At 72.2% G+C, this 25,013-nt stretch carries 31 protein-coding genes and 1 riboswitch; of the genes, 16 read left to right on the top strand and 15 right to left on the bottom strand.

The genetic code is table 11. The features are described from left to right. Window positions 1–64: 64 nt before the first annotated feature. Genes ACQPZ4_RS44590 through ACQPZ4_RS44580 form a run of 3 tightly spaced genes read right to left on the bottom strand, consistent with a single transcriptional unit; the run spans window position 65 to window position 2,692 of the window. Window positions 65–772 carry an energy-coupling factor transporter transmembrane component T family protein gene (locus ACQPZ4_RS44590; protein ID WP_433050671.1) on the bottom strand — a complete coding sequence of 236 codons (708 nt, stop codon included), beginning with the start codon at window positions 770–772 and terminating at the stop codon, window positions 65–67. Then, window positions 769–2,097, bottom strand: a complete 1,329-nt coding sequence (locus ACQPZ4_RS44585; RefSeq protein WP_433050668.1) for an ABC transporter ATP-binding protein — start codon at window positions 2,095–2,097, stop codon at window positions 769–771. The genes ACQPZ4_RS44590 and ACQPZ4_RS44585 overlap by 4 nt, the downstream gene beginning before the upstream one ends. A gap of 10 nt (window positions 2,098–2,107) precedes the next feature. Further along, a complete protein-coding gene (locus ACQPZ4_RS44580; protein ID WP_433050665.1) occupies window positions 2,108–2,692 on the bottom strand; it encodes an ECF transporter S component in 585 nt (194 codons plus the stop codon). A gap of 74 nt (window positions 2,693–2,766) precedes the next feature. Next, window positions 2,767–2,883, bottom strand: a riboswitch (TPP riboswitch). 52 nt (window positions 2,884–2,935) lie between these two features. Between ACQPZ4_RS44580 and ACQPZ4_RS44575 the strand changes: the two genes are divergently transcribed. After that, window positions 2,936–3,757, top strand: a complete 822-nt coding sequence (locus ACQPZ4_RS44575; protein ID WP_433050662.1) for an alpha/beta fold hydrolase — start codon at window positions 2,936–2,938, stop codon at window positions 3,755–3,757. A 56-nt stretch (window positions 3,758–3,813) separates the two neighbouring features. Beyond that, complete coding sequence (locus ACQPZ4_RS44570) at window positions 3,814–5,718, top strand: acyl-CoA dehydrogenase family protein (RefSeq protein WP_433050660.1); 1,905 nt, start codon at window positions 3,814–3,816, stop codon at window positions 5,716–5,718. 51 nt (window positions 5,719–5,769) lie between these two features. Here ACQPZ4_RS44570 and ACQPZ4_RS44565 read toward each other — a convergent pair whose 3' ends face one another. The 6 genes from ACQPZ4_RS44565 to ACQPZ4_RS44540 are packed head-to-tail and all read right to left on the bottom strand — an operon-like array spanning window position 5,770 to window position 9,318. Beyond that, window positions 5,770–6,366 (bottom strand): hypothetical protein, encoded by a 597-nt coding sequence (locus ACQPZ4_RS44565; RefSeq protein ID WP_433050657.1) that lies wholly within the window; start codon window positions 6,364–6,366, stop codon window positions 5,770–5,772. A 27-nt stretch (window positions 6,367–6,393) separates the two neighbouring features. Beyond that, complete coding sequence (locus tag ACQPZ4_RS44560) at window positions 6,394–7,161, bottom strand: hypothetical protein (protein ID WP_433050654.1); 768 nt, start codon at window positions 7,159–7,161, stop codon at window positions 6,394–6,396. Then, the gene (locus ACQPZ4_RS44555; RefSeq protein WP_433050651.1) at window positions 7,145–7,438 is read right to left on the bottom strand and encodes an ArsR/SmtB family transcription factor; all 294 of its coding nucleotides are present in this window, start codon (window positions 7,436–7,438) and stop codon (window positions 7,145–7,147) included. Before ACQPZ4_RS44555 ends, ACQPZ4_RS44560 begins: the two co-directional genes overlap by 17 nt. Further along, entirely contained in the window at window positions 7,428–8,294 is an 867-nt protein-coding gene (locus ACQPZ4_RS44550; RefSeq protein ID WP_433050648.1) for a metal ABC transporter permease, read from the bottom strand. Before ACQPZ4_RS44550 ends, ACQPZ4_RS44555 begins: the two co-directional genes overlap by 11 nt. After that, window positions 8,291–9,037 carry a metal ABC transporter ATP-binding protein gene (locus tag ACQPZ4_RS44545; protein ID WP_433050645.1) on the bottom strand — a complete coding sequence of 249 codons (747 nt, stop codon included), beginning with the start codon at window positions 9,035–9,037 and terminating at the stop codon, window positions 8,291–8,293. The genes ACQPZ4_RS44550 and ACQPZ4_RS44545 overlap by 4 nt, the downstream gene beginning before the upstream one ends. Window positions 9,038–9,069: 32 nt before the next feature. Beyond that, on the bottom strand, window positions 9,070–9,318 hold the full coding sequence (locus ACQPZ4_RS44540; RefSeq protein ID WP_433050642.1) for a DUF6703 family protein: 249 nt from the start codon (window positions 9,316–9,318) through the stop codon (window positions 9,070–9,072). 27 nt (window positions 9,319–9,345) lie between these two features. Here ACQPZ4_RS44540 and ACQPZ4_RS44535 point away from each other — a divergent pair, with 27 nt between their 5' ends. The 3 genes from ACQPZ4_RS44535 (at window position 9,346) to ACQPZ4_RS44525 (ending at window position 11,798) form a co-directional block, all read left to right on the top strand. Further along, on the top strand, window positions 9,346–9,669 hold the full coding sequence (locus ACQPZ4_RS44535; protein ID WP_433050639.1) for an antibiotic biosynthesis monooxygenase family protein: 324 nt from the start codon (window positions 9,346–9,348) through the stop codon (window positions 9,667–9,669). Window positions 9,670–9,709: 40 nt separating this feature from the next. Beyond that, window positions 9,710–10,234, top strand: a complete 525-nt coding sequence (locus tag ACQPZ4_RS44530) for a hypothetical protein (protein ID WP_433050636.1) — start codon at window positions 9,710–9,712, stop codon at window positions 10,232–10,234. A 181-nt stretch (window positions 10,235–10,415) separates the two neighbouring features. Next, on the top strand, window positions 10,416–11,798 hold the full coding sequence (locus ACQPZ4_RS44525; RefSeq protein WP_433050633.1) for a glycine--tRNA ligase: 1,383 nt from the start codon (window positions 10,416–10,418) through the stop codon (window positions 11,796–11,798). On the opposite strand, the gene ACQPZ4_RS44520 is transcribed toward ACQPZ4_RS44525, so the two are convergent. Next, on the bottom strand, window positions 11,795–12,262 hold the full coding sequence (locus ACQPZ4_RS44520) for an XdhC family protein (RefSeq protein ID WP_433050630.1): 468 nt from the start codon (window positions 12,260–12,262) through the stop codon (window positions 11,795–11,797). The two genes, ACQPZ4_RS44525 and ACQPZ4_RS44520, sit on opposite strands and share 4 nt — an antisense overlap. Window positions 12,263–12,339: 77 nt before the next feature. On the opposite strand from ACQPZ4_RS44520, the gene ACQPZ4_RS44515 reads away from it, so the two are divergent. The 3 genes from ACQPZ4_RS44515 to ACQPZ4_RS44505 are packed head-to-tail and all read left to right on the top strand — an operon-like array spanning window position 12,340 to window position 14,762. Further along, window positions 12,340–13,338 (top strand): permease, encoded by a 999-nt coding sequence (locus ACQPZ4_RS44515; RefSeq protein ID WP_433066959.1) that lies wholly within the window; start codon window positions 12,340–12,342, stop codon window positions 13,336–13,338. Window positions 13,339–13,355: 17 nt separating this feature from the next. Next, a complete protein-coding gene (locus tag ACQPZ4_RS44510) occupies window positions 13,356–14,045 on the top strand; it encodes a TIGR03943 family putative permease subunit (protein ID WP_433050627.1) in 690 nt (229 codons plus the stop codon). Next, window positions 14,046–14,762 (top strand): histidine phosphatase family protein, encoded by a 717-nt coding sequence (locus ACQPZ4_RS44505; protein WP_433050624.1) that lies wholly within the window; start codon window positions 14,046–14,048, stop codon window positions 14,760–14,762. Here the strand turns inward: ACQPZ4_RS44505 and ACQPZ4_RS44500 are convergent. Then, entirely contained in the window at window positions 14,735–15,493 is a 759-nt protein-coding gene (locus tag ACQPZ4_RS44500) for a potassium channel family protein (RefSeq protein ID WP_433050621.1), read from the bottom strand. The genes ACQPZ4_RS44505 and ACQPZ4_RS44500 overlap by 28 nt on opposite strands. Window positions 15,494–15,608: 115 nt before the next feature. Here ACQPZ4_RS44500 and ACQPZ4_RS44495 point away from each other — a divergent pair, with 115 nt between their 5' ends. Continuing rightward, window positions 15,609–16,085, top strand: coding sequence for a YcxB family protein (locus tag ACQPZ4_RS44495; RefSeq protein WP_433050618.1), 477 nt, complete (start codon window positions 15,609–15,611; stop codon window positions 16,083–16,085). A 44-nt stretch (window positions 16,086–16,129) separates the two neighbouring features. On the opposite strand, the gene ACQPZ4_RS44490 is transcribed toward ACQPZ4_RS44495, so the two are convergent. Next, window positions 16,130–17,104, bottom strand: coding sequence for a class I SAM-dependent methyltransferase (locus ACQPZ4_RS44490; protein WP_433050615.1), 975 nt, complete (start codon window positions 17,102–17,104; stop codon window positions 16,130–16,132). 91 nt (window positions 17,105–17,195) lie between these two features. On the opposite strand from ACQPZ4_RS44490, the gene ACQPZ4_RS44485 reads away from it, so the two are divergent. The 5 genes from ACQPZ4_RS44485 (at window position 17,196) to cobF (ending at window position 21,087) form a co-directional block, all read left to right on the top strand. Then, window positions 17,196–17,603 (top strand): TOBE domain-containing protein, encoded by a 408-nt coding sequence (locus ACQPZ4_RS44485; protein ID WP_433050612.1) that lies wholly within the window; start codon window positions 17,196–17,198, stop codon window positions 17,601–17,603. Continuing rightward, on the top strand, window positions 17,600–18,409 hold the full coding sequence (gene modA, locus ACQPZ4_RS44480; protein WP_433050609.1) for a molybdate ABC transporter substrate-binding protein: 810 nt from the start codon (window positions 17,600–17,602) through the stop codon (window positions 18,407–18,409). The genes ACQPZ4_RS44485 and modA overlap by 4 nt, the downstream gene beginning before the upstream one ends. 68 nt (window positions 18,410–18,477) lie before the next feature. After that, window positions 18,478–19,248 carry an ABC transporter permease gene (locus ACQPZ4_RS44475; protein ID WP_433050606.1) on the top strand — a complete coding sequence of 257 codons (771 nt, stop codon included), beginning with the start codon at window positions 18,478–18,480 and terminating at the stop codon, window positions 19,246–19,248. Next, window positions 19,245–20,300: an ABC transporter ATP-binding protein gene (locus tag ACQPZ4_RS44470; RefSeq protein ID WP_433050603.1), complete on the top strand. Its 1,056-nt coding sequence runs from the start codon at window positions 19,245–19,247 to the stop codon at window positions 20,298–20,300. The genes ACQPZ4_RS44475 and ACQPZ4_RS44470 overlap by 4 nt, the downstream gene beginning before the upstream one ends. A gap of 28 nt (window positions 20,301–20,328) precedes the next feature. Further along, a complete protein-coding gene (gene cobF, locus ACQPZ4_RS44465) occupies window positions 20,329–21,087 on the top strand; it encodes a precorrin-6A synthase (deacetylating) (RefSeq protein WP_433050600.1) in 759 nt (252 codons plus the stop codon). Here the strand turns inward: cobF and ACQPZ4_RS44460 are convergent. Beyond that, a complete protein-coding gene (locus ACQPZ4_RS44460) occupies window positions 21,035–22,048 on the bottom strand; it encodes an aldo/keto reductase (RefSeq protein ID WP_433050597.1) in 1,014 nt (337 codons plus the stop codon). The genes cobF and ACQPZ4_RS44460 overlap by 53 nt on opposite strands. Before the next feature lie 63 nt (window positions 22,049–22,111). Between ACQPZ4_RS44460 and ACQPZ4_RS44455 the strand changes: the two genes are divergently transcribed. Together ACQPZ4_RS44455 and ACQPZ4_RS44450 are read left to right on the top strand one after the other, a co-directional pair. Further along, entirely contained in the window at window positions 22,112–23,107 is a 996-nt protein-coding gene (locus tag ACQPZ4_RS44455) for a TetR family transcriptional regulator (RefSeq protein WP_433050594.1), read from the top strand. A gap of 43 nt (window positions 23,108–23,150) precedes the next feature. Then, on the top strand, window positions 23,151–23,903 hold the full coding sequence (locus ACQPZ4_RS44450) for a zf-HC2 domain-containing protein (RefSeq protein WP_433050591.1): 753 nt from the start codon (window positions 23,151–23,153) through the stop codon (window positions 23,901–23,903). A 179-nt stretch (window positions 23,904–24,082) separates the two neighbouring features. On the opposite strand, the gene ACQPZ4_RS44445 is transcribed toward ACQPZ4_RS44450, so the two are convergent. Together ACQPZ4_RS44445 and ACQPZ4_RS44440 are read right to left on the bottom strand one after the other, a co-directional pair. Then, window positions 24,083–24,628 (bottom strand): pyridoxamine 5'-phosphate oxidase family protein, encoded by a 546-nt coding sequence (locus tag ACQPZ4_RS44445; RefSeq protein WP_433050588.1) that lies wholly within the window; start codon window positions 24,626–24,628, stop codon window positions 24,083–24,085. 11 nt (window positions 24,629–24,639) lie between these two features. Then, entirely contained in the window at window positions 24,640–24,963 is a 324-nt protein-coding gene (locus ACQPZ4_RS44440; RefSeq protein ID WP_433050585.1) for a hypothetical protein, read from the bottom strand. Between the last annotated feature and the right edge of the window lie 50 nt (window positions 24,964–25,013).

The raw sequence follows: 25,013 nt of genomic DNA, 5'->3' as shown, positions 1-25,013 counted from the left end.
AGCTGTTAGGTGGTCCTAACCGCCGACCCTCGATGGCGCGAGCGAACAACAGGTAGCGATATGCCTATGTGCACGCGAACTTCAGCAAGATCACCGTGGCCGCGAGGGTAAGGCCTAGGGCCACCACCAGCAGGTCCATCCAGCCGAAGCGGGTCTCGCGGGCGATCGTGCGGGGGTTGCCGCGGTCGAACCCGCGCGCCTCCATGGCCGTGGCGAGCCGGATCCCGCGCCGGATGGCCGCCACGAGGAGCCCGAAGAGCGTCGAGAAAGGGCCCGCCTTGGTACCGCGGGCGCGCCGGGCCAGCCGGATCAGCCGGTACTCCCCGGCGAGCAGCGGGGCCAGGCGCAACGCGGCCAGCGCGCCGATCGCGAACCGGGGCGGCACCCGCAGGTGCGTGACGAGGGAGTCGGCGAGGTCGGTCGGGTCGATGGTGGCGAAGACCACGAAGCCGGGCAGGCCGACGGCGAGGAGGCGCAGGGCGTACCCGATGGCGTTCTCCCGCACGTCCAGCCCGGCGACGTGGGCCACGACCGGCGAGTCCTTGGCCCCGAGCAGCACGGTGAACAGGAAGATGCCGGTGGCGGAGAGCAGGATCGGCCAGCCCCGCCGCCACAGGGTGCCCAGGCCGACCCCGGTGAACGGCAGCAGGATCAGCAGCGCGCCGATGACGGTCAGCGACGCGACCGGCTCGAGGGTGGTGACCACGGCCGCGGTGACCAGGAGCGCCGCGAGGAGTTTCGCCACGGCGTCGCGGCGCCCGAGCCAGGTCATCGGGTCAGCTCCAGGCGGCGGTCGCCGATCGCCGTGACCAGCTGCGGGTCGTGGGTGACCAGCACCAGGGCGCGGCCCTCGTCGCGCAGGTCGGCCAGCAGGGTCACCAGCTCCCGCCACGTGCGCAGGTCCTGGCCGAACGTCGGCTCGTCCAGCACCAGCACCCGGGGCGCGGCCGCGAGGGCGGTGGCGACGCTGAGCCTTCGCTGCTCGCCCCCGGACAGCGTGAACGGGTTGGCCAGGGCGAGGCGGTCGAGGTACAACCGCTGCAGGAGCTCGTCGACCGTGCTGTCGGACGCGCCGCCGAGGGCGAGCTCGGCCCGGACCGTGTCGGTGACGAACTGGTGCTCCGGGTTCTGGAACACCGAGCCGATCCGCGCGGCCAGGGCCTTCGCGCGCCAGCGGTGCGGCGGGCGGCCCGCGTCCCGTCCGGCGAGCGCGGCCGCGGCGACCACGCGGCCCCGGGCCGGTCTCGTCAGGCCGCCGAGCAGCAGGGCGAGGGTGGTCTTCCCCGCGCCGTTCGGGCCCTCGACGGCGAGCGCCTGACCTTCCAGTACACCTTCGTCGATCGTGTTGTTCGTGTGCGGCAGGGCCAGCCCCTCCGCGGTCAGCAGGGCCTGGCCCGGGGCCGCCTTGGCCAGGCGGGACGGCAGCGGGGCGCCCGGCGACCACACCGCGTCGGGATCGTCGCCGATGACGATGGTCCGGTCCACCAGGGGCAGGGCCTCGTCGACGCGGTGCTCGACCAGGATGAGGGTGGCGTCCAGGTCCTGGATGACCTTGGCGATCGCGGTCCGGACCAGCTGGGCGCCCTCCGGGTCGAGGTTCGCGGTGGGCTCGTCGAGCAGCAGCAGCCCGGGCCGCAGCGCGATGACGCCGGCGATGGCCAGGCGCTGCTGCTCGCCGCCGGAGAGCGCGGCGGTGCTGCGGTCCCGGTCGTACGGGAAGCCGACGGCGCTCAGCGCGGCGTCGACCCGCGGCCAGATCCCGGCCCGCGGCACGCCCCGGTTCTCCAGCCCGAACGCCACGTCGTCGCCGGCCCGGCTCATCACCAGCTGGGTCTGCGGGTCCTGGAAGACGATCCCGGTCTCCCCGCGGGCCTGCCGGGCCGGGACGCCGTCGATCAGGACCTGGCCCTCCTGCTCGCCGGAGTCCTCGGCGAGCAGGCCGGCGAGCGCGGCGAGCAGGGTGGACTTGCCGGCCCCGGAGGCGCCGAGCAGCAGGACCCGCTCGCCGTGCTCGATGCGCAGGTCGAGGTGGCGGACCGCCCAGGCCTTGCGCCCGGCGTGCCGCCACCCGAATCCGCGGAATTCGACCGTACTCAATGGTGCCGGTTCAGACCGCGACCCGTTCCCGGCCGCTGGGGAAGCGGTCCAGGACGCCCGTGCGCGACAGCGCCCGCTGCAGGGCCCAGCTGCCGGCGCCGGCCACGACCGCGCCGCTCGCCACGACCAGGGCCGCGTACGTCCACTTCTGCCCGGCGCTGAACGTGTCGCCGTAGTAGACGCTCAGGTCGAACAGCGCCGCGCCGAGGCCGGACAGCCCGCCCGCGACCAGGGCATTGACCAGTTTGTACTTCTTGTAGCCGGTCGCCGCGAACCCGAACTCGCCGCCGATGCCCTGCACCAGGCCGGACACGACGACGGTGAGCCCCCAGGCCGAGCCGAACAGCGCGGAGACGATCGCCGCGACGAGCTCGGTGTAGAGGCCGGCGCCGGGCTTGCGGATGACGAGCGGGCCGAGGACGGCCGGGATGAGCCAGATGCCGTAGATGACCGCGCGCCACGGCAGCGCGAAGCTCTCCAGGGCGTTCCACAGGTTGTTCCAGGCGTAGAACACCCCGGCGAACGCGACGGCGATGATGGACGCGACGACGATGTCGACGGTCCGCCACCGTGTCTCTGCGGCTTGGGCTTCCATGATCTCGATACCTCCCAGTTCAGGCGAACCAGAAGGAGACGCGACCGCCAGGCCGGTGACGGCATGGCGGTGCTGGCATGAGGTGACCGAGCTCCCTGCGCTGGCATTACCCAGATCAGGTTCGAGGGTCTGCGGCGCCGTGGTCCACGGCGGCCGCACTCTCAGCGCTGTGCGCTCCCCTGTCGGATGTGCAGTTGTTTTCTGAAGGTAACAGTGAACGTCGCTTGCTCGTAGTCTCGGGTCATGAAAATCACGGCGCGCTCGCTCACGTTCGACGTCGTCGCCGGCGGGCCCGAGGACGGCGAGCCGGTCCTGCTGCTGCACGGCTTCCCGCAGCACAGCGGCGAATGGGCGGCCGTGACGCCGCTGCTGCACGCGGCCGGGCTGCGGACCTACGCCCTCGACCAGCGGGGGACCTCGCCGGGCGCCCGGCCGCCTTCGGTCGAGGACTACCGGATCACCGAGTGCGCGCTGGACGTCGTGGCCGTGCTCGATGCGCTCCAGATTTCGTCGGTACACCTGGTGGGGCACGACTGGGGCGCCATCTGCGCCTGGCACGTGGCGTTGCGCCACGCCGACCGGGTGCGGACGCTCACGGCGGTTTCGGTGCCGCATCCGCACGCCTCGGCCTACGCCTATGCCAACGATCCGGATCAGAAGGAGCGGTCGGCGTACATCAAACTCTTCCGACAGCCCGGGAAGGCCGAGTCGGTGCTGCTGGACGACGATGCCCGGCGGCTGCGTGGGCTTTTCGCCCCGCTCGCCCCGGTCGAGCAGTATATTGATCCACTTCTTGCTCCGGGCGCGCTGACGGCCGCGTTGAACTGGTATCGCGCCATGAGCTCGCTCGACCTGGTCGGGCTCGGGGCGGCGACGGTCCCGACGACCTACCTGTGGAGCGACGGCGACGTGGCGATCGGCCCGACGGCCGCCCGGGCCTGCGCGGACTTCGTCGCGGCGGACTACCGGTTCGTCCCGCTTGCGGGGATCAGCCACTGGATTCCCGATGAGGCGCCATCCGAAGTGGCGAACGCCATCCTGGCCCGGACCGGCGTTCAGGCATAGCCATGGCTACTCGCGGGTAATAACCTGGCTTCAGGAGCGTCTACCTGGGGGTGTCCATGGTTGCGACGTCGGCGCGCGCGGAACGGGAGGCGCGCAAGGTCATCGAGGAGAACCGCGAGACCGAGTGGCGCAAGCCCAGCTTCGGCAAGGAGCTCTTCCTGGGCCGGTTCCGCCTCGATCTCATCGACCCACTGCCGGAGCTCGACCCCGCCGCCGAGGCGCGCGGCTCCGAGTTCCGCGAGAAGCTCGCCGCGTACATGTCCGCCGAGGTCGACGGGCAGCAGATCGAGCGCGAGGCACGCATCCCCGACGACGTCCTGCGCTCGCTCGGCGAGCTCGGCGCCTTCGGGATGAAGATCGACCAGAAGTACGGCGGGCTCGGTCTCACCAACCTCGACTACTGCCGCGCCCTCATGCTCGTCGGCTCGGTCAACCCCTCGATCGGCGCGCTGCTCTCGGCGCACCAGTCGATCGGCGTGCCGCAGCCGCTCAAGCTGGTCGGCAACGACGAGCAGAAGCAGCGGTTCCTGCCCCGCCTGGCCGCCGGGGAGGTGTCGGCGTTCCTGCTCACCGAGCCGGAGGTCGGCTCGTTCCCGGCGAACCTGCGCACCTCCGCCGTGCCCACCGAGGACGGCGACTACCTGCTCAACGGCGTGAAGCTGTGGGCCACCAACGGCACCCTGGCCACCCTGCTCGTGGTCATGGCCCTGGTCCCGAAGAGCGAGGGCCACAAGGGCGGCATCACCGCCTTCGTGGTGGAGGGCGACGCCGAGGGCGTGACGATCGAGAAGCGCAACGCCTTCATGGGCCTGCGCGGCCTGGAGAACAGCGTCACCCGCTTCCACAACGTGCGGATCCCGAAGGAGAACGTGATCGGCGGCGAGGGCCAGGGCCTGCGCATCGCCCTGAGCACCCTGAACACCGGCCGCCTGTCCCTGCCCGCGATGTGCGTGGGCGCCGGCAAGTGGTGCCTGGGCGTGGCCCGCGAGTGGGCCGCCGAGCGGGTCCAGATGGGCCGCCCGATCGGCAAGTACGAGGCGGTGGCCAAGAAGATCGCCTTCATCGCCGGCTCCACGTACGGCATGGAGGCCATGCTCGAGGTCTCCTGCCGCCTGGCCGACGACAACCGCAACGACATCCGCATCGAGGCGGCCCTGGTCAAGCTGTACGCCTCGGAACTGGCCTGGAAGGTCGCGGACGAACTCGTCCAGATCCGCGGCGGCCGCGGCTACGAGACGGCGGAGTCCCTGGCCGCCCGCGGCGAGCGGGCCATCCCGGTCGAGCAGATCCTGCGCGACCTGCGGATCAACCGCATCTTCGAGGGCTCCACGGAGATCATGCACCTGGCCATCGCCCGCGAGGCCGTCGACGCCCACCTCTCGGTCGCCGGCGACATCATCGACCCCGAGGCCGGCCTGGGCCGCAAGGCGAAGGCGGCCGGGAAGGCCGGCGGCTTCTACGCCAAGTGGCTGCCGACCCTGGTCGCCGGGAAGGGCCAGCTCCCGAGCGGCTTCGGCGACTTCGGCCCGCTGGCGGTACACCTGCGCTACGTGGAGCGGGCGTCGCGCCGCCTGGCTCGCGAGACGTTCTACGCCATGGCGCGCTGGCAGGGGAAGCTGGAGCAGAAGCAGGGCTTCCTGGGCCGCGTGGTCGACATCGGCGCGGAGCTGTTCGCGATGTCGGCGGCCTGCGTGAAGGCGCGGACGGAACTCGCGGCGCGGCCGGAGGGCGTGGAGCTGGCGGACCTGTTCTGCCGCCAGGCCACGCTGCGCGCGGAGGCGCTGTTCCACGACCTGTGGACCAACGCCGACTCGGTGGAGATGGCCGCCGCCAAGCGCGTGCTGGCCGGCCGCTACCTGTCCCTGGAGGAGGGCGTCGTGCCGGCCCCGGCCGACGGCCCCTCGACGGCGACCTGGGAGCCTGGGCCATCCACGGCTGAGGACGTACGCCGCCGGTTCTGATGTTGTGCTGGCGGGCCCCGGGGCTGACCTGCCCGGGGCCCGTTCGCATGCTCAGCGCAGGCCGAGGGAGCGCAGTTCCAGGCGGGCCAGGGCCTCGACCGTTTCGGGATCGCCGCGGCGCCACAGGGCGGCCACCTCCGGGTCGACCTTGAGGAGGCGCTTCAGCGGCTGGGTGGCCAGGGCGCGCAGGGCCAGCAGGTCGCGGCCGGCAGTGACGCCGCGCAGGCGGGCTGCCGAACCCGCGCGGCGGGACCAGCGGATGCGCAGCGGCAGCCAGACGGCGACGACCAGCAGGACCGGCAGGATCACGATGACGAGCGAGAGGATCCAGGCCAGGTCGTTGACGATCTCCTGCTGTTCGCGGCCCGCGTTGGCCAGGGAGCCCGCGGCGTTGGCGGCGTCGCGGAAGGGGGCCGCGATGTTGTCGCCCACGCCGGGGACCTTGTTGATGCGGTCGCCGGCGCCGTTGAGGTTGGAGGCCAGGCCGTTGCCGGCGTCCTCCAGTTTGCGGCCGGGGGCGGCCAGCTTCTGGATCAGGTCGAACAGTGCCATCCCGAGTCTGACCCAGGCGTACACCCACACGACCACGAGCACGTCGGTCAGCAGCTGCCGGATGGCGACGGGGGCACGGTCGGCATAGAGCTTCATGGCTCCCAGCGTCGCGTATCCGGGCGGTTACTGCAGTGCTGAATAGAACGCGTCGGGGGCCTGTTCGACCGTCGAGGAGTCGGGGCGCTCGACCTTGATGGTCTTGCTGGCGAAGTTGGCGAACTTGACGGTGCTGGTCGAGGCGGGCGCGGAGCCCACGGCCGGGGTGTGGGTCACGAGCTGCGTGATGTACCCGTCCGAGTTCACCGTGGCCTCGAACGGGACGGCCTTCAGGGCGTCGGTCGGGCTCGCGCTCGCCAGCAGCGGGCTCTTCGACTTGTCCAGGGTGCCGCTGAAGGAGCCGGGGGCGGTCTGCTGGACGGTGACGATCTCGTCGGCGAGGGAGCCGAGGCCGGTCGGGCTGCCGGTGGGGTCGAGGCCGAGCTTGGCCAGCGACTTGACCTTGGTGGTGATCAGGTGCGCCCAGCGGTCCGTGGTCAGGCCGGTGACCTGGAGGTACAGGTCGGGGGTGACCAGGACGGCGGCGATGTCGATCTTCCGGTCGGCGGTCAGCAGCTGCGCCTTGTACGCGGTCGCCTTCTGCCTGGGGTCGGAGGCGCCGTCGCCGGTCATGGTGCCGATCGTGCCGAGGTCGGAGTCGATCGTGAACGACAGCGGGACCTGGTTCGTCTTCGCGACCGCGGCCCGGAACACCGAGGCCGGGTCGGTCGCCACCGGGCCGGCCGGGGTCGGGGTCTGCTCCGGGGAGGTTTCCTTGCCGCCGCTGGTACAGCCCGTCAGCGCCAGCACCGCGGCCAGCGCCACTGCGGCCAGGCGGTCAGCCCTCGCGCGCATGGCTGACGGCGTCCGCGACGATGTGCGCGATGTGTTCATCAATCAGAGCGTAGGCGATCTCGCGGCCGCGCCGGGAACCGCGCACGACGCCGGCGCCGCGCAGGACGCGCAGGTGCTGGGAGACCAGCGGCTGCGGTACCCCCAGCGTCTCCACCAGCTCGTGCACGCACTGCGGCCCGGTGGCGAGCTCCGTCACGATCCGGATGCGCAGCGGCGCCGACAGGGCCTTGAGCAGCTCGCCCGCCGCCTCGTAGCCGTCCTGGGGCTCAGGTGACACCGGCTTCGACCTTCGGCGCGGGGTCGGGCGTGCGGTGCCGTGAGCGTCTTGCCGCCCGTACCGTCGAAACGCCCACGGTCACGAAGAAGAATCCGGCGATCGCGAGCAGGACGACGGTCGCGCCGGGGCCCGTGTCGATCGCGGTGGACAGCCACACGCCCGCGCCGGAGACGAGCAGGCCGAGCCCGATGGCGGCGAGCATGGTGGCCCGGAAGCCGCGGGTGATCTGCTGCGCGGTCGCGACGGGCACCACCATGAGCGCGCTGACCAGCAGCAGCCCGACGGCCCGCATGGCCACGGTGACGGTGACCGCGGTGGTGACGGCCAGGACCAGGTTCAGGGTGCGCACCGGCAGGCCGGAGACGCGCGCGTACTCCTCGTCGTGGCACACCGCGAAGAGCCAGGGCCGCAGCAGGATCGCGACCGCCAGCACGGCCACGCCCAGGATCAGCATGACCGTCAGGTCCTGGCGGTTCGTGGTCAGCGGCGAGCCGAACAGGTACGTCACCAGGCTCCGGCTGCTCTGCTCGTCCGAGAGGTTGACCAGGACCACGCCGCCGGAGATGCCGCCGTAGAACAGCATCGACAGCGCGATGTCGCCGGAGGTGCGGCCGCGCTCGCGGACCAGCTCGATGACGACCGCCCCGGCCGCGGCGGCGAGCACCGCCATGATCACGGGGGACTGGTGCAGCAGCAGGCCGAGCCCGACGCCGGTGAGCGCCACGTGGCCGAGGCCGTCGCCGATCAGGGAGAGCCGGCGCTGGACGAGATAGGTGCCGATCGCGGGTGCGGACGCACCCGTGATGAGCGCTCCGAGGAGAGCGCGGATCATGAAGTCGTACGCGAAGATGCTCATGCGGCCGCGCGCTCGGGCCCGGCGACGTGGTCGGTCGCGTGGTCGGCGTGCGGGTGCACGTGGTCGTTGTCGTGCGCGGGCGGGGCGCCGTCGTGCACGATCTCGCCGCGGTTCACCACGACGGCCCGGGTGATCAGCGGGCGCAGCGGGCCGAGCTCGTGGGCGACGAACACGACCGTGCCGCCCTGCCCGACGAACCTGCGCAGGCAGCCGGCGAACAGCTCCTGGCTGACCGCGTCGACGCCGGCCGTGGGCTCGTCGAGGACCAGCAGCTCGGGGGCGCCGGCCAGGGCGCGGGCGATGAGCACCCGCTGCTGCTGGCCGCCCGAGAGCACCGAGACCGGCTCGCGGACGCGGTCGGCCAGCCCGACGGCGGTCAGGGCGTCGGTGACCGCCTGGCGATCGGCGGCGGAGGCGGGGCGCAGGAAGCCGCGGCGGGCCAGCCGGCCCTCGGCCACGACCTCGCCGACCGTGGCGGGCACGCCGGCGCCGGCCCCGACGCGCTGCGGGACGTAGCCGATGCGGTGCCAGCCGCGGAACTTGCGCAGTGGGGTGCCGAACAGCCGCACCTCGCCGGCGGCCAGCGGGGCGAGGCCCATCGCGGCCTTCACCAGGGTGGACTTGCCGGACCCGTTGGCGCCGAGGATGGCCACGACCTCGCCCGCGCGCACGTCGAGCGAGACCCCGTCGAGCACGGGCCGCCCACCGTAGGCGACGACCGCCCGTTCGACCTGGAGAACCACCCTTCGAGCGTGCCTGATAATGGGAATCGTTGTCAACTTGCCTTGAAGGCCGCCACCGCGATCAGCAGGGTGAGGATCAGCACGCGCGGCAGCCGCGCAGCGGGGGGAGTCACGGGCCACGTCTTGGTCAGCAGCCACAGCAGCCCCGCCGCGAGCACCAGCAGTACCGCGGAACCCACGATTCCCGGCAGGAACAGGCCGAGGAACACGAGCGCCGCGGCCACCAGGAACACCAGGGTCTTGTTGAGGCGGGCGAGCCGCTGGAGCACGTGCTCGGTCATGCGGGGTCCTTCCGTATGCTCGGCGGCATGCTCGTGATGACCAGGTTCGTCGTCGAGGACGACGCGGACGGCTTCGCCGGGCGCGCACACGCCGCGCTCGCCGCCCTCGCGGCCTGCAAAGGGTACCTGCGCGGCCGCCTCGGGCGCGCGTACGACGACCCGAGCCACTGGAGCATCGTCACCGAGTGGGAGTCGGTCGGCGCGTACCGCCGCGCCCTGTCCAACTTCGACGTGAAGATGCACGCCACCCCGCTGCTGGCCCAGTCGCTCGACGAGCCCTCGGCGTTCGAGGTGCTGGCCGAGACCGCGCCGGGCGGTGAACTCACGGTCACGAGCAGTGACCGCGCCTGAGCGCGAGTGATCGCCGTGGCGTTTGGATAGGCTGATCGGCATGATGCCGCCGCAGGTCGGCCCGCCACCCCTCTGGGAGCAGCCGGACGAGGTCCCGCCACCGCCGCGCGGGCCCGGCGTGGTCGCGCCGTTCGCCTCGCCGCCGCGCGACCGCGACCTGCGCGGGCTGTGGTGGGGGCTGGGCATCGGCGGGCTGATCGTGGTGCTGTGCTGCATCGGCGGGGTCGTCGGGGTGACGCTGCTGCTGCCGTACGCCGACCGGGTCGGCAAGGGCCAGGTCGCCGCGGTGGTCGAGGACTACCTGACCGCGGTCCGCGACGAGGACTTCGCCACCGCCCGCCGCCAGCTCTGCGACGACGAACAGCGCACCCACTCGCTCGGCTGGTTCGAGGACCACTTCGGCGCCACCCCGGTCACCGACTTCACGGTCGACGCGGACAACGTCACGATCAGCAACGCGATCACCGTGCCGGCGCGGGTGCGCGAGCAGACGACGTGGGTGGAGAAGCAGTACGTCATGGAACAGGCCGGCACGCGGTACGTGATCTGCGGCGGGATCGACTGACCCACCGCCCGCGCCGGGCCGCGCGGCGCGCCCGTTAATCTGGTGCGGCTCGACGCGGCGTAACCGTACCGTCGAACGTGACGTTGACGGTTTGCCCGGGTGAACACCACGCAGGACACCACCCGACCAAACACGACCAGCCTTGCCGACAGCCAGTCGCCGTGAGGCTTAGGAGGAACCCATGGCCGCAGATCGCATCGATTCCGTCGTCAGCCTCGCGAAGCGCCGCGGCTTTGTCTTCCCGTCCAGCGAGATCTACGGGGGCACCCGCTCGGCCTGGGACTACGGCCCGCTCGGCGTCGAGCTCAAGGAGAACGTCCGCCGCCAGTGGTGGCGCACGATGGTCCAGCAGCGCGACGACATCGTCGGCCTCGACTCCGCGGTGATCCTGGCCCGCGACGTCTGGGTCGCCTCCGGCCACGTCGACGCGTTCGTCGACCCGCTGACCGAGTGCGCGTCCTGCCACAAGCGCTTCCGGGCCGACCACCTCGAAGAGGCCTGGGTCGAGAAGAACGGCACCGAGAAGCCGTTCGTGCTCGGCGAGATCAACTGCCCGAACTGCGGCAACAAGGGCACCTTCAGCGAGCCGCGGATGTTCAACGGCCTCATGAAGACCTACCTGGGCGCCGTGGAGAACGAGGAGGGCCTGCACTACCTGCGGCCCGAGACCGCGCAGGGCATCTTCGTCAACTTCAACAACGTCGCGGGCGCCGCGCGCAAGAAGCCGCCGTTCGGCATCGCGCAGATCGGCAAGAGCTTCCGCAACGAGATCACCCCGGGCAACTTCATCTTCCGCACGCGCGAGTTCGAGCAGATGGAGATGGAGTTCTTCGTCGAGCCGGGCAGCGACGAGGAATGGCACGAGTACTGGCTGCAGCAGCGCTGGAACTGGTACATCGACCTGGGCATCTCCGAGGACAACCTGCGCTTCTTCGAGCACCCCAAGGAGAAGCTCTCGCACTACTCGAAGCGCACGGTGGACATCGAGTACCGCTTCCGCTTCGGTGGCCAGGAGTTCTCCGAACTCGAGGGCATCGCCAACCGCACCGACTTCGACCTCACCACGCACTCCAAGCACTCCGGTGTCGACCTGTCCTACTTCGACCAGGAGAAGAAGGAGCGGTGGGTGCCGTTCGTCATCGAGCCCGCCGCCGGCCTCACCCGGGCCGTGCTGGCGTTCCTGCTCGAGGCGTACGACGAGGACGAGGCGCCGAACACCAGCGGCTCGGTGGACACCCGCACGGTCATGCGCTTCGACAAGCGGCTCGCGCCGGTCAAGGCGGCGGTGCTGCCCCTGTCGCGCAACGCCGACCTCTCGCCCAAGGCCCGCGACCTCGCCGCCCAGCTGCGCAAGCGCTGGACGGTGGACTTCGACGACGCCCAGGGCATCGGCCGGCGCTACCGGCGGCAGGACGAGATCGGCACGCCGTACTGCCTGACCGTCGACTTCGACACGCTCAACGACAACGCCGTCACGGTCCGCGACCGCGACACGATGACCCAGGAGCGGGTCTCGATCGACCAGGTGGAGACGTACCTGATCGAGCGCCTTCCCGGCTGCTAGAACGCGAACCCGCCGGGCCGGTCGTTGCGATCGGCGACCAGCCCGGCGAGGGTCGCGAGGGCGATCTCGGCCGGCGTGCGCGAGCCGATGTTGAGGCCGATGGGTCGATGGACCCGGGCGATGTCCTCGTCGGTGACGCCGAGCTTGCGCAGCGCCTCGATGTGCGGGCCGACGTGGCGCGGGCTGCCCATCACGCCGATCCAGCGCGCGGGCGTCTGCAAGGCGTCGCGCAGGACCGGGCCCAGCTCGGGCCGGTCGTGGTCGCACACCACGATGTCGGTGTTCGCGTCGACGGTGATGCCGTCGAGGCCGGGCTCGGCCAGCGCCACCCGGTAGCCGAGCGTCGCCGCGAAGTGCAGCAGCTGGGTCGCGACCGGGGAGTCGAAGACCGCCACCACCGCCCGGCCGTCCGGGGCGAGGTCGACGGCGCCGTGGGCCAGCGCGCACGCCTGCGAGTCGAACATGGGTTCACTCTCCGAAGTGTTCGTCGGCGCTTCATGCCGACGGTACCAATCGACGGGGTAGCCTCCTGGGCGTGACGGTGACCGAGGAACATCCGGCTCCCGAGGCGGAGGCCGAACCGAAACGGGGCTGGCGCCCGGGGTCGGTCGAGGTGCTCGCGGTCGTGCTGGTGCTCGTGGTGCTGCTGCGCGAGCCGATCACCCGCTCGCTCGCCGCGCCCGCGCTGCAGACCTGGCTGACCGTGTTCGTCTCGGTGCTGACCCAGGCGATCCCGTTCCTCGTCTTCGGCGTCGTGCTCTCCGCGATCATCGCGGTGTTCGTGCCGCCGTCGTTCTTCGCCAAGGCGCTGCCGAAGCACCCGGCGCTCGCGGTACCGACGGCATCGGTGGCCGGTGTCGTGCTGCCGGGCTGCGAGTGCGCGTCCGTGCCCGTGGCCGGCGCGCTCGTGCGCCGCGGGGTCACGCCCGCCGCCGCCTTCGCGTTCCTGCTCGCCTCGCCCGCCGTGAACCCCGTCGTGCTGGTCTCCACCGCGGTCGCCTTCCCGGGTCAGCCGCAGATGGTGGTCGGCCGGGCCGTGGCCAGCCTCGTCGTCGCCTGCCTGATGGGCTGGCTCTGGCAGGCGTTCGGCAAGGGCAGCTGGCTCAAGATGCCGTCGCGGGCGCACCTGGACGGGATGGGCAAGTGGCCGGCATTCTGGGCCTCGGTACGCCACGACGTCCTGCACGCCGGCGGCTTCCTCGTGATCGGGGCCGCCTGCGCCGCCGTCATCTCGGTCGTGGTGCCCAAGAGCTGGCTGGAGCACGTCGCCGCCAACCCGGTGCTGGCGATCGTGACGCTGGGGCTGCTGGCGGTACTGCTGTCGATCTGTTCCGAGGCCGACGCGTTCGTGGCCGCCTCGCTGACCCAGTTCTCGCTCACCGCCCGGCTGGCGTTCCTCGTCGTCGGGCCGATGATCGACCTGAAGCTCTTCGCGATGCAGGCGGGCATCTTCGGCCGCTCGTTCGCGATGCGCTTCGCCCCCGTCACGTTCGTCGTGGCGATCCTCGTCTCCGCGATCCTGGGACCGGTGCTGTTGTGAACAAGCAGGCTCAGGCTGTGATCCTGCTGCTGATCGGCGGGGCCGTGCTGCGGGCCTCGCTGAGCGGGCAGTACCTCAACTACGTCAAGCCGGGCCTGCAGCCGTACCTGGTGACGGCGGGCGGCATCCTGGTCCTGGCCGGGCTGTTCACGCTGTGGTACGAGCTGCGCGGACACAAGGGCCACGACGACGACGGCCACGGCCACGCGCATCACGGGCCCAAGGTGGCCTGGCTGCTGCTCGCCCCGGTGCTCGGGCTGCTGCTGTTCGCCCCGCCCGCGCTCGGCTCCTACGCGGCCGGTCGCTCGGGCTCGGCGGTGACCGCGCGCTCGGAGTACGCGCCGCTGCCCGCCGGCGACCCGCTCTCGCTCACGATGCTCGACTACGCCTCCCGCGCCGTGTTCGACAAGGGCGTGTCGCTCGGCGAGCGGCGCATCCAGCTCACCGGCTTCGCGATGCGCGGGCCGCAGGACCAGTGGCTGCTGGCCCGGATGATGGTCAGCTGCTGCGCGGCCGACGCCCGGCCGGTCAAGGTCGCGCTCGACGGCGAGCTGCCCGACGGCCTGGCCGACCAGCAGTGGGTGCAGGTCACGGGCAAGTACAGCGGCCGCGAGATCACCGACGACGTCAACGGCGAGGCGATCCCGTTCATCTCGGTGTCGGAGGTCACGTTGATCCCGGTGCCGCAGGAGCAGTACGAGTCGTAGGTGGACACCTCTCGCCCAGCCCTGCTGGTCCTCGTCCGGCACGCCGAGTCGGCGCGCAACCAGGCCAAGAAGGGCAGCGTGTACTTCGCCGACGACGCCGCCCGCCAGGTGGTCCGCGGCGTGCCGGACCATCTCATCGAGCTGACCGCCGACGGGCGCAAGCAGGCCGAGCAGACCGGGCACGCCGTCCGGGAGCGCTTCGGCGCCTTCGACTACGTGTTCACCAGCGGGTACGCGCGCACCGAGCAGACCGCCGAGGGCGTGCTGGCCGCGTATCCGACGGCCGAGCGGGCCGGGATGAAGGTGAAGGCCGACCTGTTCATCCGCGAGCGGGACCCGGGCTTCGCCTACGACATGACGACCGCCGAGGCGGAGGCGGCGTTCCCGTGGCTCAACGAGTACTGGCAGACGTTCGGCGGCTTCATGGCCCGCCCGCCCGGCGGCGAGAGCCTGGCCGACGTCACCGGCCGCGTGCACGAGTTCATCAACACGCTGTTCCGCGACCACCCCGGCAAGAAGATCATGATCGTCACCCACGGCGGGACGCTGCGCTGCTTCCGCTTCCTGCTCGAGGGCTGGACGTACGCGCAGGCGCAGCGGTGGCCCGAGGGGCAGGCGCCGGCCAACTGCGGGATCACGACGTACCGGGACGCCGGTGACCGCCTGGAGCTCGTCGACTACAACCGGGTCTACTGGACGGTCGGCTCGGCCACCTGAGCCTGCTTGAGCGCCGCGACCTCCTCGCGCAGGGCCTTGACCTCGGCCAGGACCTGCGCGATGTCGCTCTTGGTGGCGTCCTGGGTGTCGTCGTCCTTCACCGAGATCCGGTCGACGATCCAGGTGGCCAGCGAGCCGGTCACGAAACCGATGAGGCCGATCCCGCCCATCATCAGCCCGACCGCGACCAGCTTGCCGTCGGTGGTGGTGGGGAAGTGGTCGCCGTAGCCGACCGTCGTGATCGTCACGCAGGCCCACCACACGGCGTCGGCATAGCTGGTGATGTTCGCGTCCGGGTTGGCCCGCTCGGCGTCGAGCACGGCCAGCGCCGCCACGAAGATCAGCAGGATGCTCGTCGCGCCCACATACAGCGCCAGCCGCCCGCGCGCCCACGCCTCCGTGCGCCGGGTCAGCACGAGCACCGCCGTGAACAGCCGCAGGACGCGCAAAGGGCGAAGAACCGGCAGCAGCAGTACCGCCAGATCGAACAGATGCCCGCGCACGAACCGGATCCGCTCGACATGCAACAGGAACCGGACCACGTAGTCGCCCACGAACAGGGCCCAGATCGTGATGTTGGCCGCCTCGCAGGCGTCGTGCCAGGTCCGGGGCAGTTGCGGGTGCAGGATCGGCACCGCGTACGCGAGGAGGAACACCACGGCGAGCGCGGTGAGGGGCCCCGCGGTGCGCCGCTCCCAGGCGTCGGCGCGCTGGTCACTGCGGATGTTCATGGCCACAGCATGCACCCGATCGGCCGGGTCGCAAGGTCAGGATTCGCCCCGGGCCCGCTCTCCCCATCCGGCTCGGATGGCGTACCCTACGGCAGCAATCGATGAACGGGGACTGATGCTGATCACGCTGACGGTCCAGCCGGACCGCGGCCGGACGCGCAGGGCTCTGCGGGCGCGCATGCGGGGCAGCCTGCGCTCGTGGAACATGATCGGCGGGGGTCTGTCGGTCGCCGGCCTCAGCGCCCTCATCCTCGGCCTCCCGATCGGCGCGGGCCTGCTGCTGACCCCGGGCGTGGTGATCCTGGTCGGCCCGTGGCTGCTGACCCGGGCGGCGGCGAAGGCGCGGACCGGGGTGTTCGCGGAGACGGCCACCTACGAGATCACGGACACCGGCGTGCGGGTCTTCACGCCCTCGATGCGCACCGGGTACGAGTGGTCGGCGGTCGAGCGCGTCGAGGACAACGGCGAGTTCTGGATCGTCGTGGTCGGCGGGAACGGCTTGTTCGTGCTGCCGTTCACGCTGCTGCCGGAGCCGGAGGAGCGCAAGGTGCGCGATCTGCTCTCGGAACGCGGTCTGCTCACGCCGGTTTAGTCACGAAATATCCGGCTCGTTCCTCCCCGGATATTTCGGACATATCACGATTTAACGCCATGCTCGGCTTGCGGCGCTGGTCGCGGCGTCTCCCGGGGTCGGGCGTGGCGCACGGCCAGCGCGAAGAACCGGTCCTCGCCGTCGTCGTAGTCGGTCAAGGCCCAGCCGGACGCCTCGCACGCCGCCGTGAGCGGTCCAACCGCGAGGGGCTCGTCCGGGCGCAGCGTGCGGCCGTGGCGGGCGGCGAGGCGGGCCCGGCCCGAGGGGTGGAAGAGCACCAGGCGGCCGCCGGGGCAGGTCGCCCGGGCCAGTTCGCGCAGTCCCTCGGCGGCGTCGGGCAGGTGCATCACGAGGCCGGCGGCGAAGATCGCGTCGAGGGCGCCGGTGGCGAACGGCAGCCGGCGGGCGTCGCCCATCACGAGATGTTCTCCTCGGGTACGGGCCACGTCGAGCATCTCCGCCGTCACGTCCAGCCCGATCACGGTGCCCGCCGGCCCGACCGCGTCGCGCAGGGCGGGCAGGGCGCGGCCGGTGCCGCAGCCGGCGTCGAGGACCGTGCCGCCGATCGGGAGCCCGGCCCGGCACACGGCGGCCGCGTAGGCCGGGGCGTCGTCGCCGAACTTGGTGTCCCACGTGGCCGCGCGGACGCCGAAGAAGGCCCGGGACTCCCGCAGGTACCAGTGCTGGTGCTCGGCCAGGTGCGGCGCCACGTGGCGGACCACCGGCCAGGCGCGGTCGTGCAGGTCGACCACGATGTCGGCGTGGTCGCCGCGGGCCGCCTCCTCGGCGTGGCGGTCGCGGGACGTGCGCAGCCACACGACCACGCGCGGGCCGCCGCCCTCGACGTCGATGGTGGCGCCCTCGCGGCGTACGGCGGCGGCCTCCCGCAGCGTGGCGGCGAGCCGGTCGGCGGTGTCGGCCACGACCTCGGCGTCCGTGCCGTCGACTACGACCGTGGACGGACCCGGCGCCACCGCGTACGTCACCAGGCTGAGCACCTCGGACCAGCGCTGCGTCATGGGTCCATCATGCCTCGGTAGCGTTTTGTTGGGCAGATACCAGCCTGGAGACCGATTCGCCCTCGCAACTGCGAGATATAGGCTTTCGACCATGACCACGTACCGGATCGGCGAGGCGGCCGAGCTGCTCGGCGTCAGCGCCGACACGCTCCGGCGGTGGGTCGACGCCGGCCGGGTGGCGGCCGGGCGCGACGAGAACGGGCACCGCGTGATCGACGGCGTCGACCTGGCCGGCTTCGCCCGGTCGCAGGCGGCCGAGGCGGACGCGGGGGCCGAGGGCTCGTCGGCGCGCAACCGGCTGCGGGGGATCGTCACCGCCGTGGTCAAGGACACCGTGATGGCCCAGGTCGACATTCAGGCCGGGCCGTTCCGGGTGGTGTCGCTGATGAGCCGGGAGGCCGCCGACGAGCTCGACCTACAGGTCGGATCGGTGGCCGTCGCCGTGATCAAGTCGACCACCGTGGTGGTGGAGCGGGTTATGGAGAGGGGACATCGATGAGGCGTGCGTTCTTGGCCGGGCTCGTGGCGGTCACGGTCGGGCTGACCGGCCTGGCCGGCTGCGGGGACGACTCCACCAGCGATACGAACAACCAGCCGGCCGCCCCGACCTCGGGCGCGGCGCCGGGCGTCACGGGCACTATCAACGTCTTCGCGGCGGCGTCGCTGACCGAGTCGTTCAACAAGATCGGCAAGGACTTCGAGGCGGCCAACCCCGGCAGCAAGGTCACCTTCAACTACGCGGGCAGCTCGGCGCTGGCCACCCAGATCAACCAGGGCGCCCCGGCCGACGTGTTCGCCTCGGCCGCGCCCGCGAACATGAAGACCGTGACCGACGCCGGCAACAACTCGGGCGACCCGACCACGTTCGTCAAGAACCAGCTCGTGATCGCCGTGCCGAAGGGCAACCCCAAGGGCGTCAAGGGCCTGGCCGACCTGACCAAGCCGGGCGTGAAGGTGGCCCTGTGCGCTGAGCAGGTCCCGTGCGGCGCGGCCGCGAAGACCGCCCTGACCGCGGCGAACGTGAAGCTCACCCCGGTGACCCTGGAGCAGGACGTGAAGTCGGCGCTGTCCAAGGTGACCCTGGGCGAGGTGGACGCCGCCCTGGTGTACCGCACCGACGCCAAGGCCGCCGCCGCCAACGTCGAGGGCGTGGAGTTCGCGGAGTCCGCGGGCGCCATCAACAACTACCCGATCGTGGTGCTGAAGAACGCCCCGAACGCCGCGGGGGCCAAGGCCTTCGTCGCCTACGTGCTGTCGGACAAGGGCAAGGCGGTCCTCGCGGACGCCGGCTTCCAGGCTCCGTGACCGACCGCGTCCCCGGTTCGACGGGCCGGCGCCTCGCGAGGGGTGCCGGCCCGGCAGGGCAGCGACGGGTGCCACTGGGGCTGCTGCTGCCCGCCGGCATCGGTCTGCTGTTTCTGGTACTGCCACTGGCGGGACTGCTGATCCGCGCGCCCTGGACCACGCTGCCGGAGCGGATCGCGCAGCCCGGGGTGCTGACGGCCCTGCGGCTGTCGCTGCAGAGCGCGACCCTCGCCACGGTCCTGTGCCTGATCTTCGGGGTACCGCTGGCCTGGCTGCTCGCCCGGGTGGAGTTCCCCGGCCGGCGGATCGTGCGGGCCATCGTGACGGTGCCGCTGGTGCTGCCGCCGGTGGTCGGGGGCGTGGCGCTGCTGCTCGTGTTCGGGCGGCGGGGCATCCTGGGGCAGTACCTGGACCGCGCGTTCGGCATCACGCTGCCGTTCACCACCAGCGCCGTCGTACTGGCCGAGGCGTTCGTGGCGATGCCGTTCCTGATCATCGCGGTGGAGGGCGCGCTGCGCGGGGCGGACAGCCGCTACGAGGAGGCGGCGGCCACCCTCGGCGCCGGGCGCTGGACGACCTTCACGCACGTGACGCTGCCGCTGGTGGCGCCGGGCATCGCGGCCGGCGGCGTACTGTGCTGGGCCCGCGCCCTCGGCGAGTTCGGCGCGACGATCACGTTCGCGGGCAGCTTCCCGGGGCGGACGCGGACGATGCCGCTGGAGGTGTACCTCGCGCTGGAGACCGACATCCAGGCCGCCATCGTGCTGAGCCTGATCCTGCTCGCCGTGTCCGTCGCGATCCTGGCCTCCCTGCGCGACAAATGGATCTCCGCCGCATGAGCGACTACCTGGACGCCCACTTGGTCGTCGATCGGGGCACGTTTCGGCTCGACGTCGAGCTGCGGATCGCGGCCGGCGAGGTGGTGGCGCTGCTCGGGCCGAACGGGGCCGGGAAGACCACGGCGCTGCGGGCGCTGGCCGGGCTCACCGGGCTGACCGACGGGCACATCGCGCTCGACGGGAAGGATCTCGATCGGCCGGAGCGGCGGGTCTGGGTGCCGCCGGAGCGGCGGTCGGTCGGGGTGGTGTTCCAGGAGTACCTGCTGTTCCCGCACCTGACCGCGCTCGACAACGTGGCGTTCGGGCCGCGGCGGCACGGGCGGGACCGGAGGACGGCGCGCGCGGAGGCGACGGCGTGGCTGGGCCGCGTGGGGCTGGGCGACTTCGCGCGGCGCAAACCCCGGCAGCTCTCCGGCGGGCAGGCGCAGCGGGTGGCGTTGGCGAGAGCACTGGCGGTACAACCGGCGCTGCTTCTGCTTGATGAGCCGCTCGCCGCGCTGGACGCCGGGACCCGGGCCGACACGCGGGCCGAGCTGCAGCGCCATCTGGCCGGGCATCCAGGTGCGACGCTCCTGGTGACCCATGATCCGCTCGACGCGCTGGTGCTGGCCGACCGCCTGGTGATCGTCGAGGACGGCGGCGTCGTGCAGGAGGGGGACGCGGCCGAGATCACGGCGCGGCCGCGGACCGAGTACGTGGCGCGGCTGGTGGGGCTGAACCTGTACCGGGGGCGGGCCGACGGGCACGCGATCGACGTCGGCGGGATCGTGCTGACGGCGGCCGACGCGCTGCAGGGGGACGCGTTCGTGGCGTTCGCGCCGTCGGCGGTGGCGCTGCACGCGTCGCGGCCCGACGGCAGCCCGCGCAACACGTGGCCGGCGACGATCGCGGGCATGCAGCGGCACGGGGACAACCTGCGGATCCAGCTCGACGGGGCGCTGCGGGCGGCGGCGGACGTCACGCCGGCGGCGGCCGCGCACCTGGAGCTGACGCCCGGGCGCGAGGTGTGGGCGGCGGTCAAGGCCACGGAGACCAGGGCCTACCCGGCGTGACGTCCCGCGCGGCTCCTACGATGGCCGCATGCGCAGGGTGTTGATCATTGGTGTCGGGGCGGGCGACCCGGAGCAGGTGACCGTCCAGGCGATCGACGCCATGAACGAGGCCGACGTGTTCTTCGTGCTCGACAAGGGGGAGCAGGCGGCCGAGCTGACCGAGGCGCGGCGGGCCCTCCTGGAGCGGTACGTCACCCGCGCCGGCTCCCGCACGGTCGTGATCGCCGACCCGCCGCGGGACCGGGCCGCGGCGGACTACCAGGGCGCGGTGCGCGACTGGCGCGACGAGCGGGCGCGGCTGCTCGGCGAGGCGATCGAGCGCGAGCTCGGGCCGGACGGCGTCGGGGCGATCCTGGCGTGGGGCGACCCGGCCCTGTACGACGGGACGATCCGCATCCTGGACCAGCTCGGCGTGGACTTCACCGTGGTGCCGGGGATCAGCAGCGTGCAGATCCTGACCGCCCGGCACCGGGTGACGCTCAACCGCGTGGCCGGGTCCGTGCTCATCACGACCGGGCGGCGGCTGGCGGCGCAGTGGCCCGCCGGCTGCGACGACGTGGTCGTGATGCTGGACGCCGGGCTGGCCTGCCGCCGGTACCGCGACGAGGCCATCGACATCTACTGGGGCGCGTACCTCGGCACGCCGGACGAGATCCTGCTCAGCGGCCGGCTCGGCGACGTCATCGACGAGATCGCCCGGGTACGTGCCGACGCGCGGGAGCGCAAGGGCTGGATCATGGATACGTATTTGCTGCGGCGCCTAGCACCCACTGCTCCGTCTGATTGATGAAGTCGGTGGGGAAGCCGGCCTTGAACTCGGTGGCCGCCTCCAGCTTCTCCGCCTGCTCCGGGGTCAGGGCGATGTCCAGGCAGCCCAGGTTGTCGCGGAGCTGGTCCACGGTGCGGGCGCCGAGCATGGGCAGGACGCGGGCGCGGCGGCGGGTCCAGGCCAGAGCCACCTGAGCGGGGGTGGCGCCCAGCTCGTCGGCGATCGTGCGGACGGCGCGGGCCACGGCCAGGTCGTGCTCGCTGATCGAGGCGCGGTCCAGGCGGGCCTTGGCCGCCGCGTTCACCGCCGCGGAATTGTCGTACTTGCCGGATAGAATTCCTCCTGCGAGCGGGCTCCAGGCCGTGACCGACATCCCGAAGGCGTCGGCCATCGGCAGCAGTTCCCGCTCGGCGTCGCGGTTGATCAGGCTGTACGGGACCTGGAGGCCGGCGAACCCGGTCCAGCCGCGCCACTCGGCCAGGGTGTTGGCGCGGGACACGAGCCAGGCAGGGGCGTCGGAGATGCCCGTGTACAGGATCTGACCGGCGCGGACGGCGTCGTCGAGGGCGCGCATCGTCTCCTCGATCGGCGTGTGCCGGTCCCAGATGTGCACCCAGTAGACGTCGATGTGGTCCGTGCGCAGCCGGCGCAGGCTGGTCTCCAGCGAGCGGCGCAGGTTGCGCCGGTGGTTGCCGCCGCCGTTGGGGTCGGTGGCGTCGCGCGTGACCGTGTACTTCGTGGAAAGGACGAACCGCTCCCGCCGGCCCTGCAGCAGCTCGCCGACGATCTCCTCGCTGGCGCCGCCGCGGTAGTTGATCGCGGTGTCGAGCATGTTGCCGCCCGCGTCGGCGTACGCGTCGAGGATGCGCCGGCACTCCTCGATCGGCGCGCCGACCCCGCCCTGCTCGCCGAAGGTCATGGCACCCAGCACGAGCTCGGAGACACGCAGGCCGGTCCGGCCGAAGGTCTGATACCTCATGCATCGACCATACAAGCTGTCTGGTCACACTGTCCAGACGCCGCATCTTGTACTGTGTGAGCCGTGAACGCCCGCCGCGACGAACCCGCCGGACCGAGCCCGGAGCTGCGCGAACGCATCCTGGAGGCGCTGCGGCACCTGCTCGACGAGCGCACCTTCGACTCCTTGAGCGTGGCCGAGATCATCGCCGCCGCCGGGGTGTCGCGGGCCAGCTTCTACTTCTACTTCCCGGGCAAACAGGCGGCACTGGCCGAACTGGTCCGCCGGGCCGTGGGCGCCGGGCACCAGGCAGCCGAGCCGTGGCTGGCCTCGCCCGGGCCGTCCGCCGTTCAGCCGGGGGCGCCGTCCGCGGTGGTGCCGTCCGCTCCGTTTGAGACGCCGTCCGTGGCGGTGCCGCCGTCCGCACAGCCGTCCCCTCCGCTCGCCGCTCAGCGGTCGAGGCCGGGATCTCAGCCGGCGGTGCCGTCCGCTGAGTCGCCGTCCACTCGGCCGGCGGCGGCCCAAGCGCGGGACGAGACGCGGGATGGGGTTCCGGACCAGGCGCAGGCCGATGCGCCGGACGAGGCGCCGAACGCGACGCGGGACGGTGTGCCGCACCCGACTCGCGGCGGTGCGCAGGACGGGTCGCCCGGCGGGGCGCCGAACGCGACGCGGGACGGTGTGCCGCACCCGACGCGCGGCGGGGCTCAGGACGGGGTGCGGGACCAGGCGATGAGCCCCCGAGACGCGCTTCGGCACGGGATTGCCGCGGGGGCTGACCTGTGGCTGGCCAACGCCGGGGTGTTGCGCGCGATCGTGGAGAGCTGGGGCGCCGACCCCCAGCTGCGCGAGCTCTGGCTCAGCCAGATGGCCACCTTCACCGAGGCCACCCTGGCCCGCATCGCCGACGACCCGCGGCTGGAAGGAGTCGACCGGCCGGCGTTGGCGGCGTCGCTGACCTGGCTGGGGGAGCGGCTCTACTACCTGGCCGCCAGTGGGGTGCCGCCGTTCGACGACCGGGAGGTGCTCGTCGACACGCTGACCCACGTCTGGACGTCCGCACTCTCAGAACGGGCCTGACCGCCGGTGGAACTATCCGGGGCTGGGCGGCGACAATCCAACTGTGGAGTGTGAGCGGTACCGAGAGGCGCTGTCGGCCCGGCTCGACGGCGAGGACGAAGCGATCGCGCCGGCGCTGGTCGACGCGCATCTGGCGGTCTGCCCGGCCTGCCGTCAGTGGGAGCGGGAGGCGTCGGCGGTGACCCGGCTCGTGCGGTTGCAGCCGGTGCCCGGTACGCCGCCCACGGTGGAGTCGCTGCTCGCCGGGTTCAAGCCGGCGAAGCGGAAGCTGGTCGACAAGCGGCGGGTGGTGCTCGCGCTGCGGGTGCTGCTCGGCCTGTTCGGGCTGGCCCAGTTCTTCCTCGGGATCGCCCAGGCGGCCAGCGCGGCCAGCGCCAACCACCTGCACGGGTCCGGCCACGTGTTCCACGAGTCGGCGGCCTGGAACGTGGCCATCGGCGCCGGGTTCGCGTGGATCGCCACCCGCCGGGCCACCCCCGCCGGGGCGCTGCCGATGCTGACCGCGTTCGTGGCGTTGCTCGCCCTGCTCAGCACGAGCGACCTGCTCAACGGTACCGTCGAGACGACCCGCCTCATCTCGCACGGCTTCGTGCTGGCCGGCTACGGGATCGTCCTCGCCCTGTCCCGCCCCGCCCTCGACCCGGGCCGCCCGCCGGCCGGACGACAGGGCCCGCCCTGGCAGTGGCGGCGCCCCGCGGCGCTGGACGAGGAGCCCCCGGCCCCCGCCCCGGCCCGCCTGCGCCTGATCCAGGGCCAGGCCCGCGTCAACGACACCCCAACGCGCCGCGCCGCCTAGGCACCAGGCCCGCGTCGACGACACCCCGAGACGCCGCGCCGCCCAAGGGCCAGGCCCGCGTCGACGACACCCCGAGACGCCGCGCCGCCCAGGCGCCAGGCCCGCGGCACGACACGCCAACGCGCCGTGCCGCCCAGGCGCCAGGCCCGCGTCGACGACACCCCGAGACGCCGCGCCGCCTAGGCGACGGCGTTCTGCCGCTCGGCCCGCTGCCGCACGAGCTCCTCGACGGCGCTGGGCAGGGTGGTCTCGAAGTCGATCAGCTTGGCCCACGTCGGGGTGATCACGATCCGCACCATCCCGTCGTAGAGCGAGCGCACCTCGGCCTCCCACTCCACCCGCTGCTCGTCGGTCATCTCGTAGCTGCCGTTCATCTGCAGGTACTCGTCCGGGATGCCGTCCACCACGTCCAGCGCCGCCCGGCCGCGCAGGAGCAGGATCTTCGGCGGGTGGACCTCGGTGTCGATGGTCAACGCGACCATCGGGTTGGCCCGCAGGTGGGGCAGCTTCGGCGCGTTCTTCGTGGTGCACAGCACGATCTCGGCGCCGTTCCAGGTGAAGGCGATCGGAATGCTGCGCGGCGTCCCGTCCAGGGCCACGTACGCCAGCCGGGTCAGGTCGCGGGCCAGCAGCTCGCGGCTGATCGGACGGTTCAGGATCTCGGCGATCTCGTGCGTCTCCATGCCCCGGGGACGGAGCCGCCCGGCCGTTCTCGACAAACCCACGCCAAAAATGTTCAGCGGCACACGACGAGGAACGGGAAGACGCCGCAGCAGCCCGCCACGGCGGTCACCAGGACGGCGGCCAGGGCGCGCGCCCCGCGGGCCGGGGAGCGGCGGGCCGGCGGCAGGAGCTGCTCCACGAGTACCGCCGCCAGCCAGGCCGCGATCAGCAGGGGCAGCCGGAAGTCCCACCGCTCGTCCGCGAAGGCGCTCGCGTTGCCGTTCGCCCCCCAGTTGGGGCACTGGCGCTGGTCGGCGATCGGGTGCAGGTACCAGAGCAGCAGCAGAAGGCCGATGAACCCCACGGTGCAGGCCCACAAGCCGCTGAGTCGCGACACGAGCACGAAGCCTAGGCCGCGACTGTGCAGGAGTTGTGGGCCCGCCGTGC

The organism is Dactylosporangium sp. CS-033363 (genome assembly GCF_050942475.1).
In the GTDB taxonomy this organism is placed as follows: domain Bacteria; phylum Actinomycetota; class Actinomycetes; order Mycobacteriales; family Micromonosporaceae; genus Dactylosporangium.
Note: the sequence above shows the minus strand (reverse complement) of the source record. Positions and strands in the feature narration are given on the sequence as shown.